The 14,168-nt window shown below is 62.4% G+C and carries 14 protein-coding genes and 1 pseudogene; 6 read left to right on the top strand and 9 right to left on the bottom strand.

From position 1 onward, the window contains the following. The 5 genes from EN852_RS22120 to EN852_RS22100 all read left to right on the top strand — a co-directional run bounded on the left by EN852_RS22120 (position 1) and on the right by EN852_RS22100 (position 5,844). Complete coding sequence (locus EN852_RS22120) at positions 1 to 654, top strand: GNAT family N-acetyltransferase (RefSeq protein ID WP_127877028.1); 654 nt, start codon at positions 1 to 3, stop codon at positions 652 to 654. Further along, positions 651 to 1,868, top strand: coding sequence for a cytochrome P450 (locus EN852_RS22115; protein ID WP_127877026.1), 1,218 nt, complete (start codon positions 651 to 653; stop codon positions 1,866 to 1,868). Before EN852_RS22120 ends, EN852_RS22115 begins: the two co-directional genes overlap by 4 nt. Positions 1,869 to 2,025: 157 nt before the next feature. After that, entirely contained in the window at positions 2,026 to 3,030 is a 1,005-nt protein-coding gene (locus tag EN852_RS22110) for an iron ABC transporter substrate-binding protein (protein WP_127877024.1), read from the top strand. A 160-nt stretch (positions 3,031 to 3,190) separates the two neighbouring features. Beyond that, complete coding sequence (locus EN852_RS22105) at positions 3,191 to 4,765, top strand: iron ABC transporter permease (protein ID WP_127877022.1); 1,575 nt, start codon at positions 3,191 to 3,193, stop codon at positions 4,763 to 4,765. After that, positions 4,762 to 5,844: an ABC transporter ATP-binding protein gene (locus EN852_RS22100; protein WP_127877020.1), complete on the top strand. Its 1,083-nt coding sequence runs from the start codon at positions 4,762 to 4,764 to the stop codon at positions 5,842 to 5,844. Before EN852_RS22105 ends, EN852_RS22100 begins: the two co-directional genes overlap by 4 nt. A gap of 20 nt (positions 5,845 to 5,864) precedes the next feature. Here EN852_RS22100 and EN852_RS22095 read toward each other — a convergent pair whose 3' ends face one another. The 9 genes and pseudogenes from EN852_RS22095 to EN852_RS22060 form a co-directional block, all read right to left on the bottom strand. Beyond that, positions 5,865 to 6,080, bottom strand: a complete 216-nt coding sequence (locus EN852_RS22095; protein ID WP_189546099.1) for a hypothetical protein — start codon at positions 6,078 to 6,080, stop codon at positions 5,865 to 5,867. A 52-nt stretch (positions 6,081 to 6,132) separates the two neighbouring features. Further along, positions 6,133 to 6,567, bottom strand: a complete 435-nt coding sequence (locus EN852_RS22090) for a hypothetical protein (RefSeq protein WP_127877018.1) — start codon at positions 6,565 to 6,567, stop codon at positions 6,133 to 6,135. A 12-nt stretch (positions 6,568 to 6,579) separates the two neighbouring features. Beyond that, entirely contained in the window at positions 6,580 to 7,068 is a 489-nt protein-coding gene (locus tag EN852_RS22085; protein ID WP_127877016.1) for a hypothetical protein, read from the bottom strand. Between the two features lie 370 nt (positions 7,069 to 7,438). Beyond that, on the bottom strand, positions 7,439 to 7,999 hold the full coding sequence (locus EN852_RS22080) for a hypothetical protein (RefSeq protein ID WP_246694351.1): 561 nt from the start codon (positions 7,997 to 7,999) through the stop codon (positions 7,439 to 7,441). 10 nt (positions 8,000 to 8,009) lie between these two features. Then, positions 8,010 to 8,237: pseudogene (locus EN852_RS42445) on the bottom strand (metallophosphoesterase); the annotation flags it as partial. A gap of 43 nt (positions 8,238 to 8,280) precedes the next feature. Next, positions 8,281 to 9,387: a sn-glycerol-3-phosphate ABC transporter ATP-binding protein UgpC gene (gene ugpC / locus EN852_RS22075; protein WP_127877014.1), complete on the bottom strand. Its 1,107-nt coding sequence runs from the start codon at positions 9,385 to 9,387 to the stop codon at positions 8,281 to 8,283. Positions 9,388 to 9,398: 11 nt separating this feature from the next. Continuing rightward, positions 9,399 to 10,313 carry an ABC transporter permease subunit gene (locus EN852_RS22070; protein ID WP_127877012.1) on the bottom strand — a complete coding sequence of 305 codons (915 nt, stop codon included), beginning with the start codon at positions 10,311 to 10,313 and terminating at the stop codon, positions 9,399 to 9,401. A gap of 8 nt (positions 10,314 to 10,321) precedes the next feature. Beyond that, positions 10,322 to 11,206 carry a sugar ABC transporter permease gene (locus tag EN852_RS22065; RefSeq protein WP_127877010.1) on the bottom strand — a complete coding sequence of 295 codons (885 nt, stop codon included), beginning with the start codon at positions 11,204 to 11,206 and terminating at the stop codon, positions 10,322 to 10,324. 104 nt (positions 11,207 to 11,310) lie between these two features. After that, positions 11,311 to 12,663 (bottom strand): extracellular solute-binding protein, encoded by a 1,353-nt coding sequence (locus tag EN852_RS22060; protein ID WP_127877008.1) that lies wholly within the window; start codon positions 12,661 to 12,663, stop codon positions 11,311 to 11,313. 351 nt (positions 12,664 to 13,014) lie between these two features. On the opposite strand from EN852_RS22060, the gene EN852_RS22055 reads away from it, so the two are divergent. After that, a complete protein-coding gene (locus EN852_RS22055) occupies positions 13,015 to 14,055 on the top strand; it encodes an endonuclease/exonuclease/phosphatase family protein (protein WP_127877006.1) in 1,041 nt (346 codons plus the stop codon). Positions 14,056 to 14,168: the final 113 nt, after the last annotated feature.

The raw sequence follows: 14,168 nt of genomic DNA, 5'->3' as shown, positions 1-14,168 counted from the left end.
ATGACAAAAATCACGTTTCATAGGATTGAAGAGAGCGACATTCCGCGTATGGCGGCGATGGAAGTGGCCTCATGGGGCTCTTTGGGCGCAGACGAGACGACGATCCGCCGGCGTCTGTCGCTTGGTCACACCATGATCGCAGCCGTTCGAGACACGGTCATCGCCGGGGCCGTCTGCTTCGTGGAGACCATTCAGGACCCGCGCGACAAGGCGACCTTCCCGGCAACCTTTACCGCTTATTCTTCCCTCGCGCGCTCCGCTCCTCCAAAATCTCTCTATGTCTACAATCTGGGCGTACGCCCGGAGTTTCGGGGAACACCCCTCTCGCGACGGCTATTGGCACGTCTTGTTGATTATGGCCGCGAGGCAGGGACGCGCTGGATAGTCGGCGACGGTCGCTGTCCTTCTTATGGCGGAGCTCAACAAGATTCTCCGGACAAGGTAGCGATAAATGCCGGCTTCCGAAGAACGATTGACGAATGGCACCGCACCGGAATCATACCGTCTGTCGGCGATTTGACCCAGGATCCTTTGCTCAACTTCTATCACCGGCTTTTGAAATGCGAGTTTCTTCATCTTGCGCCGGCCTTTCTTCCCGAAGACCTTAGCTCCGGCGGGTATCGCGTCATTTTTGCAGTTGATCTCTGTAAATGACTGAGCATCGAGACCTGTTCGATCCGTTGGCAATCGGCAACGATCCATTTCCGGCGTTCGCCAGCCGACGCAAGGCGGGCGGCAGCGCTTGGGGGAGGCCGCCATACCCCGAGCTGAACGGGGCTTTGTATGTGTTCAGTCACAAACTCGTTTCCGAAGCGCTGAAACATCCTCTGCTCCTGCAGGCCCCACCAGGCGCATACCAGCAGGTACGGCAGAAGATCACGTCGAGTGATGCGCTCGGTCTTCTAACCCGATCGATGCTGCTGTCGGATCCACCCCGTCACCTGCAACTGCGCCGGCCGTTGTCGGGCCAGATGACCGGTTCTGCCAGCCATGGCATGATCGCGGATCTTCGGCGAGATGCATTGGCGCTGGCTCGCGCCGCCGCAACCGGCCGAAGGTTCGACGCAATCCGGGAGCTCGCCATACCGTTTTCGGTAGGCGTGCTCGCCAATATACTTGGGATCGACATCGAGGACCCCTCACGCGTGGCTGACCTCGCGCAACGCATGGCCGATGCGCTGGACATCAGAACGGCCCAGGTCAGCGAGGATGCGAATGAGGCCTGCCGCGAGTTGTCGGAATGGGTAAATCACATCCTTCAGACCGGCAGGATCAGCTCCGGCGGCCTGGTTGCTCGCATGCTTTCAGAGGCAGAGTTGGGCAAATGGGAGAGGGATGATGTCGTGGCCAATGTGGTGTTCCTTCTTTTCGCCGGTCAGGCAACAGTAGTGGACACGTTTGGAAATGCCCTCCTCGCACTGTCCGCATTCCGGGAGCAGCTGGAGCTGTTGGAGAGCCAGACCGTGTCTTGGCAAGCCGCTGCCGAGGAACTGCTGCGGTACTGCGCTCCCGTGCACTACGCAGGAGCACGCATAGCCGCCGAGGGACTGCAATTTGCTGGCCAATTCATCGAGGCCGGGCAAGCTGTCGTACCCGTATTGGCCAGCGCCAACCGGGATGAAGCAGTCTTCCTTGCCGGCGACAGCTTGGATTTGAGGTCGCGAGTGCCGTCCACTCTCACATTCGGCACGGGCCTGCATATTTGCTTGGGGCAACATGTCGCGAGGCTGGAATTGGCTGCCCTACTTGAAGCCCTGTTCACGGCCGCCAAGGGCTGGCGACTGGACCTTGAGGCCTGCGTCAGAAGACCATCGGTTCTCCTGTTCGGCTTGAAAAGCGCGCCGATGTCGGCTCGATCGGATCCATGACTGTGTCCGGATGTCTCACCGAAACCGACACGGGGCGCCTCCACCGGAAGCCGCGAGCGACCAATTGAAGCGCCGCCGCAATGTTGACTTTCTCAATCAGGTATTGATAGGTGCGATCCGATTGACCCCCTGTCTCCAGATTTGAGGACGATGCCCCATGAAGACTGCCCTTTCCACGCTCGCCGGCGCCGCGCTGGCGCTTGGCCTGATCGCCGGCCCGGCCATGGCGGAGGATCAAGGCATCGTCGTCTACAATGCCCAGCATGAGAGCCTCGCCAAGGAATGGGCAAAAGGCTTCACCAAGGAGACCGGCATCAAGGTCACGCTGCGCAACGGCGGCGACAGCGACTTCTCCAACCAGATCGTCGCCGAGGGGGCGGCCTCTCCGGCCGACGTGTTCCTCACCGAGAATTCGCCGGCCATGGCGCTGGTCGAGGCGGCCGGCCTGTTTGCCCCGGTCGACGCCGGCACCCTCGCCCAGGTTCCCCAGGAATACCAGCCGTCTAGCCGCAAATGGGTCGGCGTCGCCGCCCGCAGCACCGTCTTTGCCTACAACAAGGACAAGCTGAAGGAAGACCAGCTCCCCAAGTCGCTGCTCGATCTCGCCGATGCGAGCTGGAAAGGCCGCTGGGCCGCCTCGCCCTCAGGGGCCGACTTCCAGGCCATCGTCAGCGCCCTGCTCCAACTCAAGGGCGAGGCCGCGACCACCGACTGGCTGAAGGCCATGAAGGAGAATTTCACCGCCTACAAGGGCAACAGCACTGTCATGAAGGCCGTTAATGCCGGCGAGATCGATGGCGGCGTGATCTACCACTATTACTGGTTCGGCGATCAGGCCAAGACCGGCGAGAACAGCAAGAATGTCGGCCTGCACTATTTCAAGAACCAGGACCCGGGCGCCTTCGTTTCGGTGTCGGGCGGCGGCGTGCTGGCTACCAGCAAGCATCAGAAGGAAGCCCAGGCGTTCCTGAAGTGGGTGACCGGCAAGGGCGGCCAGGACGTGCTGAAGACGGGCACGTCGTATGAATATGCGGTCGGCAAGGATGCCCAGTCCAACCCTAAGCTGGTGCCGCTGGCCGACCTGCAGGCGCCGAAAATCGATCCGGCGACGCTGAATTCCAAGAAGGTCATCGACCTGATGACGCAAGCCGGCTTGCTTTAGTTCGCGTTCGTCCTAAAAGGGCAAACGACCGTGCTCCCGCGGGAACTCGCTTCCGTGGGAGCGCTTTTGTTTTGGAGATGGCCTCGTCGATGACGATCATCTGCGTTTGCGGCCGCGGCCGCGGTTCATCACGTCGCTTCCGGGCGGCCTATTCCGACTGATGGGGTCCGCGATCCACCTCACGCCTTCCGCGCTGCCGGCGGCCGGAATGAAGAAGCGCCGGGCCATGTCGTGGATCACGCTCGCCGCGGCTCTGATCTCGCTCATCGCGCTGCTGCCTCTCGCCTTCATCGTCTGGATCGCGATCCAGACCGGCTGGGATACGGTGGTGGCGCTGGTCTTTCGCCCGCGCGTCGGCGAGCTGCTGATCAACACCGTGCTCCTCGTCATCGTCACCGTGCCGATCGCCATCACTCTGTCGGTGGCGCTGGCCTGGCTGACCGAACGCAGCGACCTGCCGGGCAATCGGCTGTGGTCGTGGCTGTCGGTGGCGCCGCTCGCCATCCCCGCTTTCGTGCACTCCTATGCCTGGATCAGCTTAGTCCCGGGTCTGCACGGGCTCTGGGCCGGCGTGCTGGTCTCCGTCATCGCCTATTTCCCGTTCCTCTATCTGCCGATCTCCGCGGCATTGCGCCGTCTCGACCCGGCGCTGGAGGATGCGGCGGCGGCGCTTGGCCTCGGGCCCTGGCGGGTCTTCGCGCGCGTCGTGCTGCCGCAGTTGAGACTCGCCATCTGCGGCGGCTCGCTGCTGGTCGGCCTGCATCTGCTCGCCGAATACGGCCTCTACGTCTTCATCCGTTTCGACACCTTCACCACCGCGATCGTCGACCAGTTCCAGTCGACCTTCAACGGCCCCGCCGCCAACATGCTGGCGGCGGTGCTTGTGGCCTGCTGCCTCTTTCTGCTCGCGCTCGAGGTGATCATCCGCGGCGAGGAACGCTACGCCCGCGTCGGCTCCGGCGCCGCGCGCAAGCAGCAGCGCGCCCGCCTCGGCCGCGCCACCCTGCCTTGCCTGCTGTTGCCGGCGGGCGTGGCGCTGCTGTCGCTGGGCGTGCCCTTCGTCACTGTCGGCCGCTGGCTGCTGGCGGGAGGCGCGGATGTCTGGCGCTGGGACGAGATCAGCCTGGCGCTCGGCCAGACGCTGTTCCTGGCCATCGTCGGAGCGGTGCTTGCAACACTTGCCGCCATGCCGATGGCCTGGATCTCGATCCGCGCGCCGGGACGGCTGCAGCGCCTGCTCGAAGGCTGCAACTACATCGTCGGCGCCTTGCCGGGCGTGGTCATTGCGCTGGCGCTGGTGACGATCACCGTGCGCGTCGCGCTGCCGCTCTACCAGACGCTGTTCACCATCCTGTTCGGCTATGCGCTGATGTTCCTGCCGCGCGCGCTGATAAGCCTGCGCGCTTCGATCGCGCAGGCTCCGGTGGAGCTGGAACGCGCCGCTTCCAGCCTCGGCCGGCCGCCGGTCAAGGCGCTGTGGGCGACAACCATCCGCCTGTCGGCGCCGGGCGCGGCGGCCGGCATGGCCATGGTGGCGCTCGGCATCACCAACGAGCTTACCGCCACCCAGATGCTGGCGCCCAACGGCACCCGCACCCTGGCGATGGCCTTCTGGTCCTACAGCGGTGAGATCGACTATGCCTCCGCCGCTCCTTACGCGCTGATCATGGTGGCGATGTCGTTGCCGATGACCTGGTGGCTCTACGTCCAGTCGAAGCGGATGGCCGGACGATGAGCTTTCTCGAACTCAGTGGCGTTGCGAAAAACTACGGCCCGGTGGCGGCGCTGGCCGGCGTCGACCTTCAGGTCGAAAGCGGCAGCCGCACCGCGATCGTCGGGCCGTCCGGCTGCGGCAAGACCACCTTGCTCAGGCTGATTGCCGGCTTCGAGGCGCCCGATCGCGGCCGCATCGCGCTTGACGGCAAGGTGCTCGCCAATGGCGGCGTGGCCGTGCCGGCGCATCGCCGCGGCATCGGCGTGGTGGCCCAGGATGGCGCCCTGTTCCCGCATCTCAGCATCGCCGACAATATCGGCTTCGGCATTGCGCGGAATGCCGACAAACGGGCCGAGCATATCGTCGAGCTCGCCTATATCGTCGGGCTGGACAAGGCGATCCTGAAGCGCCGGCCGCACGAGCTCTCCGGGGGCCAGCAGCAGCGCGTGGCGCTGGCACGCGCCATGGCGATGAAGCCGAGGCTGATGTTGCTCGACGAGCCCTTCTCGGCCCTCGACACGGGCCTGCGCGCCTCGATGCGCAAGGCCGTTGCCGAGCTTCTGGAAGAGGCGGGCATCACCACCATCCTGGTCACGCACGACCAGGCCGAGGCGCTATCTTTCGCCAGCCAGGTGGCGGTGATGCGCGACGGCCTGTTCTCGCAGGTCGGCACGCCGCGTGAGCTCTATTTCCAGCCCAGGGACAGGATGGTCGCCGAATTCCTCGGCGACGCCATCATCGTGCCCGCCAGGATCGCGGACGGCTTCGCCGTGTCGCGGCTCGGCCGCATCGCCGTCGACACGAAGGAACGGCGCGATGTCGCGCGCATCATGCTGCGGCCCGAGCAGATTTTGCTCAAGCTGACCTCGCGCGAAGGCATGTCGGGCACACCGGACATGCTGTTCGGCGAGGTGACGGACTGCGAATTCGCGGGCGCCGTCTGCACCGTGGCGGTACGGCTGCTCAACAGCCCAGATCCGCCGGACGCGGCAGCGATCGGCAACACGCCGCTCATCTTGCGCAGGACAGGCATGGATGCGCCGGCGGTCGGCGAGATCGTGCGCCTCACCGTCACTGGCAAGGCGCATGTCTTTGCCTGACTGCAAGACTAAAGCGGCCTTTAACGGACTCGTTCACCCGTGGCCGGCGACCAGAGCGACCATTGCTCCAGGAAATCGCAGCTGTGGATGACGACACGCTGGCCGTCGATCAGGATGATCGAATAGGCGGGCGGCGCCTGCTCGACCACCTCGTCGCCGACCACGTCGAGCATGAAGCGGGCATGCAGGCCACGCTGCACCGAGAACGGGATGCCGGCAACGCTGAGTTCGATCAAAGAGCTAGAGCGTCTCGCCGCTTCCGTGAAACAGTGAAGCGCTCTAAAGAATTCAGCCCCATCCAAGCTTAATGTTCGCGCCAGCCACAGCAATTTTTTTGAGTTCAAAATCGTCAATTAAACCCGGTTTGGCGGAGCCGCATATAATTGAAAGCGTATGGTAACCTCCGGCGATGGCGTCGAAGGTCTGCTTGCCAATAGTCAGAATGAATGTCTCTGACCCGCCCTGTCTGTCATTTGGGTCACCTATGTAACCCACCAATTGGCCATTGATATTGACCGTGTGTTTTTGCCAATCCTCCCAAGTTTCAATTAAGGAGGTCTCCAGCCTTAGCTGCACGTCACCGGTGTCGGTTTCGTTACGAGAGGGCCGGATGGGGAGGTGCAATTCAAGACCGGCATATTGTGCATCGGGGAAAAAGGTCGCCGACGGTGTGTCACCGAGTTGAACTTTTTCGTCGAAAAAAACATCATATCGAGGTTCCACTGACGTCCCCTGTCAACGCGCGATAAGTATAAGCTGCGACCAAGGAAACTGGCCGGCCTTGCCACAGCCTTTGTCGTTTGCATCTGATGAGTCAGCAGCCGTTGTTTTGGAAAAATCGGCGGCATCAGCGGCGGATGCCGCATCAAATACTTGCTGACAGTAAAATAACTGACCGTTAGATCCATACCATTCAAATCGACTATATTTTCCCGGATTATACTGATTATCAGCGCTATTCCGAGCGATCAAAAAATTCTTAGTATTGTCGACGCTGCAGATATCAAAAATCATCTGATTGCCTGCGGCATAGCTCACCCATGCTTGTTTGCCCACCGCCTGCCAACCATCAAAATTGTCGATATACATGCCAGAAATTTTCGGGGGAGCGGCCATGGATCCTGTGCAGGCCTCTTCAGCAAAAGCCGAACTCGGATGCAAAACTGCTGCGCACGCGAGTGAGCTAATTAGAATGCACGCCGCTTTCAGGAAATTAGAAGTCATTTGAGAACCCTTCCACATGGGCGTTGAAGTGTACTTTTTTACACAAGTTACCTGCTTGCTGATCATAATGGAGAGCTAGAATTACCATGTGAGGAAGCCGTCCGAAAGGAGATCGAAGGAAATTATTGGCCCCTGTGGGGACGAACGATCCCGATCCGCTCGCCATTCCAGATTGTCCGCTGGGCGGCTGCAGTCGATGGTGTAATCTCGTTGGCCGGCGCCAAGTCGCATTTGGTCGAAGATATGCACGATTGTGAAGTGTAATCGCTAAATTGTAAGTTATATCACCCAGGACCGTCGACAACCGATATTTCTCAGAGCACCAAATCGACGTCAGCGACTTATGCTTCCGATATTGACGCCTGACCTGCTACCGTACGCGCTGACCCGTGGCCGGCGACCAGAGCGGCCATTGCTCCAGGAAATCGCAGCTGTGGATGACGACGCGGGCACCGTCGATCAGGATGATCGAATAGACGGGCGGCGCCTGCTCGATCACCTCTTCGCCGGCCAGGTCGAGCATGAAGCGCGCATGCAGGCCACGCTGAACCGAGAACGGAATACCGGCGACGGTGCCGGCGATGTCGCGGTGGACATGGCCGAAGAAGATGTAGCGGACATTGCCGTGACGGCTCAGCACATCGATGAGCCGCTGCGGCTGCTCGAGGCCGAGCGGGTCGAGAATTGTCAGGCCGAGCTCGACCGGCGGGTGATGCAGGAAGATATAGGCCGCCTTGCCCTCTGCCTCGCCGAGCCGAGCGTCCAGCCAGCCGAGCCGGTCGTCGCACAGCTCGCCGGTAACGCGGCCCTCCGCCAGGGCTGTCGAGAAAGACCAGCCGCCCTTCCGGCGTGTCGAAAATCGACTGCACGAAGCCGTTGCCGTCGATCCCGTTTTCCGGGAAGGCGGCGATGAGGTTGGCGCGCCGGTCATGGTTTCCAGGCAGCAGCCGGTAAGGCACGGTGAGCCGGCTCAGCGCCGCCTTCGGGTCGGCATAGCTGTCGTCCTCGCCGTCGTCGGTCAGGTCGCCGGTAAAGACGCAAAGCGTCGCATTGCCGTGGCGCTGATTGATATGATCGATGCAATGATCGAGCCGCTCATTCAGGTTCGCGCCATATCGTATCTCGCGCAGCCGGCCGAGATGGACGTCGGTAACCTGGATGATCCTCATGCCCTGAACCCTCAATCAAATTTCGCAAGACCGACGGGAAGGATCACCCTTGGAGCGCCGGCTCCGGCACCGAGGCCTTGAACACGTCGAGCCTGCCGCCGGTCTCGGAGGAGAAGAAGTGCAGGTCCGACTCTGCGAACTGCAGGCCAATCGTGCTGCCCGGTTCGGGATGGACGGCCTCCGACGTCACGACGGAGAACGGCGCGCCATCGAGATCGACATAGATGACGCGGCCGGCGCCCAGTTCCTCGATGAGGTCGACGGTCGCCGCGAGCGCGCCCGGCGTGCCCGGTGCCGCCATGCGCACTGCCTCCGGCCGGATGCCGACCGCGACTTTCGAGCCCACGGCAAGGCCGGTGCGCGACACGTTGAGCTTTCGGCTGCCGCCGAGCAGCGAAATGCCGTCGAGCGTCACTTCGCCTTCGAGCATGTTCATCGCCGGCGCGCCGACGAAGGTGGCGACGAAGCGGCTTGCCGGCCGGCTGTAGACCTCCGCCGGGGTGCCGACCTGCTCGACGCGGCCGCCATTCATCACCACCAGCCGGTCGGCCAGCGTCATTGCCTCGACCTGGTCATGCGTGACGAAGACCGACGTCGCGTTGAGCCGCCGGTGCAGCTTGCGGATTTCCGAGCGCATCTGCACGCGCAGCTTGGCGTCGAGATTGGAAAGCGGCTCGTCGAAGAGGAACACCTTGGGCTCCCGGATCATGGCGCGGCCCATGGCGACGCGCTGGCGCTGGCCGCCGGAGAGCGCCATCGGCTTGCGGTCGAGCAGGTGCTCCAGTTCCAGGACGCGCGCCACCGCCTGGATGCGCTGCGTCCTCTCTGCCGCCGGAACGCCGGCCACTTTCAGCGAATAGCCGATGTTCTGCGCCACGCTCATATGCGGGTAGAGCGCGTAGTTCTGGAACACCATGGCGCAGCCGCGCTCGCGCGGCTCGAGCTTGTTGACCACCGTGCCGTCGATCGCGATCGTGCCGTCGGAGATCTCTTCCAGCCCCGCGATCATCCTGAGCAATGTGGACTTGCCGCAGCCGGACGGTCCGAGGATGACGACGAATTCGCCCGAGGCGAAGTTGAGGTCGACGCCGTGCACGACCTGCGTCTTGGCGTAGTTCTTCTTGACGCCGCGAATGGTGATGGAGGCCATTTTTTGTCTCCTTATTTTTCGGTGGCGATCAGGCCGCGCACGAACCAGCGCTGCATCAGCACCACGACGATCAGCGGCGGCAGCATGACGATAAGCGTGCCGGCCATGGCGATATGCCACTCGGGGGCGCCGCCGACATTGGGGATGAGCTGCTTCAGCTCGGTCACCGCCATGGCATGCGACTGGTCGGTGGTGATGAGCAACGGCCACAGATACTGGTTCCAGGCCCACAGGAACATGATGGTGCCCAGCGCCGCCATGTTGTTGCGCGACAGCGGAAGAAGGATGTCGAAGAAGAAGCTTAAGGCGCCGGCGCCGTCCATGCGCGCGGCCTCGGTCAATTCGTCCGGCACGGTCAGGAAGAACTGCCGGTAGAGGAAGGTGCCGGTAGCGGTGGCGACCAGCGGCAGGATCAGACCGCTGTAGGAATTGAGCAGTCCCAGGCTGAGCTGGACCTGAACCCCGGATATCTTCTCGATCAGCCAGGAGAGACCGGTTAGATCCATGATCGTCTGATAGGGATCGAGCACGTTGGCGACCACCGCATAGGTCGGCACGATGCGCACTTCGAGCGGCAGCATCAGCGTGATGAAGATCAGCCAGAAGATCAGCATGCGGCCGGGATAGCGGAAATAGACGATCGAGAAGGCGGTGAGCGCCGAGATGATAACTTTGCCGGCGGCGACACCGAACGCCATGATGAAGGAGTTGAAGAGCTTCGGGCCGAGATCCGCCGTCGTCCACGCAGTCTTGATGTTGACCCAGAAATCGCTGCCCGGCAGCAGCGACATCGGCACATCGTTGACGTCCTTCAGATTGTGCGAGGCGGCGATCGCCACGATGACGAACGGCGCCACGCAGAAAATGAAGCCGGCAAACAGGATCAGATGCGTGAAGAAGTTGAGGAACGGGGTGCGCTCGACCATGGCCCGCCTCAACGATAATGCACGCGCCGCTCGATGAAGCGGAACTGAACGATTGTCAGCGCGATGATCAAGAGCATCAGGATGATGCTCTGCGCGGCGGCGCCGGAGTAATCCAGGCCTTTGAAGCCGTCGGAATAGATCTTGTAGACCATCAGATTGGTGGCGTTTGCCGGGCCGCCAGCGGTCATGATGTCAACGATGCCGAAGGAGTCCTGGAAACTTTCGGTGATGTTGATGACCAGCAGGAAGAAGATCGTCGGCGTGATCAGCGGGAACTGGATGTCCCGGAAGCGCCTGATGACGCCGGACCCGTCCATCGCCGCCGCCTCGATCAGCGAACGCGGGATCGCCTGGAAGGCGGCGAGGAAGAAGATGAAGTTGTAGCCGACATATTTCCACGAGAAGGCGATGATGACGGACGCCATCGCGTCGGCGCCGTCGAGGCCCGGGTCCCAAAAGCCCGGCAAGAACTTGTTGACGACGGCCATGAAGCCGGCCTCCGGCGCCAGGATGAAGCGGAAGGCCATCGCCAGCGCGGGCGCGGCGATGCCGTAGGGCCAGATCAGCACGACCCGATAGAGCCGGGAGCCGGCAAGCTGCCGGTCGGTCAGGGCGGCGAGGACCAGCGCGATGACCATCGCCAGGCCCGTGCTGATGCCGGCGAAGATCATGCTGGCGGTGATGGAGTTCCAGTAGTCGGCGTTGGACAGGATCGAGCGGAAATTGTCGAGGCCGACCCAGATGTTGCCGCCGCCCCAGGGCTGCTGCAGCGTCAGCGACCAGTAGACCGCCTGGCCGGCAGGCCAGTAGAAGAAGGTGAAGATCAGAAGGAGCTGCGGCACCGCGAACAGGATACCGATCGTCCATCTGCCGAAAGTGACGCGCTTTTCCATTGATCCGCCGATGTCGTTAAACCGCCAGCGCGCTTTCTTGGCGCAAACTAGATAGGAAATAGCCGCCCGTCGAATCCTCGCGGGCGGCCGTTCCCCTATCCGGATCAGGGCAGGGTCTTACTCGGATAGGTCTGCTGGAAACGCTCGAGGATCGCGTCGCCATTCTTCACCAGCGCGTCGAGGCCTTCCTGCACGCTGACCTTGTTGGCGAAGATCGCCTGCATCTGCGTGCCGAACTCGGCGCGGATCTGGGTGAAGTTGCCGAGGCGGACACCGCGGGTGATCTCGGTCGGCTCCGAAGCGGTCAGGCTGGCGATGGCCACCTCACGGCCCTTGTAGGGCGCCTTGTCGTAGAAGCCGTTGGACTTCATGAAATCGAAGCCCGACTTCGCCACCGGGATATAGCCGGTGTTGGTCGACCAGAACAAAGCGGTCTTGGGATCGTGGATGAAGTTGAGGAAAGCGGCCGCGCCCTTGTATTCGGCGTCCGACTTGCCGGACAGCACCCACAGCGAGGCGCCGCCGACCAGGGAGTTCTTGCGCTCGGTGCCGGCATAGACCGGCAGTTCGGCGACATCCCAGTTCATGCCTTCCTTCTGGGTGCGGCCCACCGTGCCGTGGTCGCCGACCGAGGTCAGGATGACCTGGCAGGTGCCGGTGGCGAAGGCCTGCACCATGTCCTGGCCGAGATCCTTCGACTTGATCTTGATGAGACCCGCGTCATACCACTTCTTTAGATCGGTGACGTACTGGACGAACTTGGTCTTGTTGACTTCCAGACGGGCGTCGAGACCATCATAGCCGTTGTTCTTGGTGGCGATCGGCTGGTTGTGGATAGCCGAGAACTGCTCCATCAGCTGCCAGCTTTCATTGGCCGAAATGTTGATCGCCATCGGGCAATCATAACCGGCGTCCTTCAGCGCCTTGAGATCGGCGCCGACATCTTCCCAGGTCTTCGGCGCCTCGGTCTTGCCGATCTTGGCGAAGGCGTCCTTGTTCCAGTACATCAGCGCCGTCGACGAGTTGAACGGGAAGGACAGCATCTCGCCCTTCGACGTCGCGTAATAGCGGGCGATGCCGGGGAAATAATCGCTGTAGTCGATCTTGTAGCCGTTCTCTTCCATCAGCTTGTCGGCGGGCTTGTAGGCGCCCGACAGCATCATGGTGGCGGTGCCGACGTCATAGACCTGGACGACGGTGGGCTGCTTGCCGGCGCGGAAGGCGGCGATCGTGTTCTGCAGCGTGGCGTCGTAATTGCCCTGGCTGGTGCAGACGACCTCGTAGTCCTTCTGGGAGGCGTTGAAGTTCTTGCACAGCGTGTCGACGACGCGGGCGAGGTCGCCCGACAGGCCGAACCAGAAATCGAATTTGACCGGCTCTGCAAAAGCAGGAACCGCAAGCGCGGTGCTGAGCGCGCCGGCGGCAAGGGCAGCGAGGCCCCGCTTGATGATCGTCATGGTTTTCCCTCTTGAGTGGCAGTGTGACAAGGGTTTTGCGCAAGTCCTTGCCCGCTCTCATAGAGAAGGTATGTGACAGTTCTGTTGTGGGCCTTGGATCGGCAGGCGGCCCCTGTGGACAGCCAGTCTCTCCTCTCCTGGCAGCGGCCGCGCCGGCATGAAAACGTCACATCGGCGCTCTAGAGCATGATCCCGAAAAGTGGGAACCGGTTTTCGGACAAGATCATGCTCCAACAAAGAATTGGATCAGGGTACGATTCAACGAAACGTCATCCTGATCCAGGAAGCTAGCGTGCCGCCAGGCAGTGAAAAGACCTCTTTGATTAACCGGCTAACTGGATGAGAAGAGACATGCTGGTTCCGCAGCTTACGCACGTGCCCGTCGCCGTCCGCAACGCCATGCGGGACGGGCCGCGCGACAGCGCCACCCATCTGCGCCACGCCGCCGCCATTCCCGCTCTCGGCGAGATCGAGATCGGCGGCAAGGCCTCGCTTGAGAGCGCCGGCGAGAGCCTGACCGTGATGGCCTGGAACGTCGAGCGGCTGCGTCACGTCGATGCCATCGCCGCAACGATCGCCGGCCAGGCGCCCCATGTCGTGCTGCTGTCCGAGGTCGACAAGGGCATGGCGCGCTCCGGCAACGGCCATCTTTTGAGCCGGCTTGCCGGTCGCCTAGGCCATTCTTACGCCTATGGCCTCGAGTTCCTCGAACTCGGCACCGGCAACGAGTCGGAGCAGGCGGCAAATGGCGGCGCTGAGAATGTGGAGGGCTTCCATGGCAATGCTATCACAAGCGCCGTTCCGCTGCTACGGCCTTTTCTCCTTCGCTTCGACGCCGCCGGCGCCTGGTTCCTGCCTGAGCACGGCCAGCCGCGTGTCGGCGGCCGCATGGCGCTCGGAGGCCAGGTGATGACCGGCGAGCGCCGTGTCACCGTCGTTTCGGTGCATCTCGAGAACCGCACCACGCCGGCAGGCCGCGCCGACCAGACCCGCCATCTGCTCGACGCCATCGACAAATATGATGCGGAAGCGCCTGTCCTGATCGGCGGCGACTTCAACACGCTGACCGCCACATATCCGGAACGGAATGACGACCCGGTCGCCTGGCGGGCACGCATTGCCGCCGAGCCGGACCGGCTGATGTATCCGGAGCGTCACGAGCCTTTGTTCTCGGTTTTTGCCGAGCGTGGCTACGACTGGAAGACAGCCAATGCGTTCGACAAGCCCACCCAGCGGCGCATGGCCGGCGACCTGACGCCTGCCGGCCACATCGACTGGTTTTTCACCCGCGGCCTTGTGGCAAGCGCGCCAGCGACGCTGCCGGCCGTGTTGCCGGATGGCAGCCCGAGCGCCGACCATGAGACGCTGGTGGTGACGGTCCGGGTGAAGTGATGGCCCTCAGGATCGATACGGCTCAACTCAATCCTGGAATCCGTTCCGGCGCATAACCTCCTCAGGAAGCACAACCTGGAAAGCACGCGGAGGTTGCAGGCGACATAATCGTT

Source organism: Mesorhizobium sp. M2E.F.Ca.ET.209.01.1.1, assembly GCF_004010375.2.
Classification (GTDB): Bacteria; Pseudomonadota; Alphaproteobacteria; order Rhizobiales; family Rhizobiaceae; genus Mesorhizobium.
Note: the sequence above shows the minus strand (reverse complement) of the source record. Positions and strands in the feature narration are given on the sequence as shown.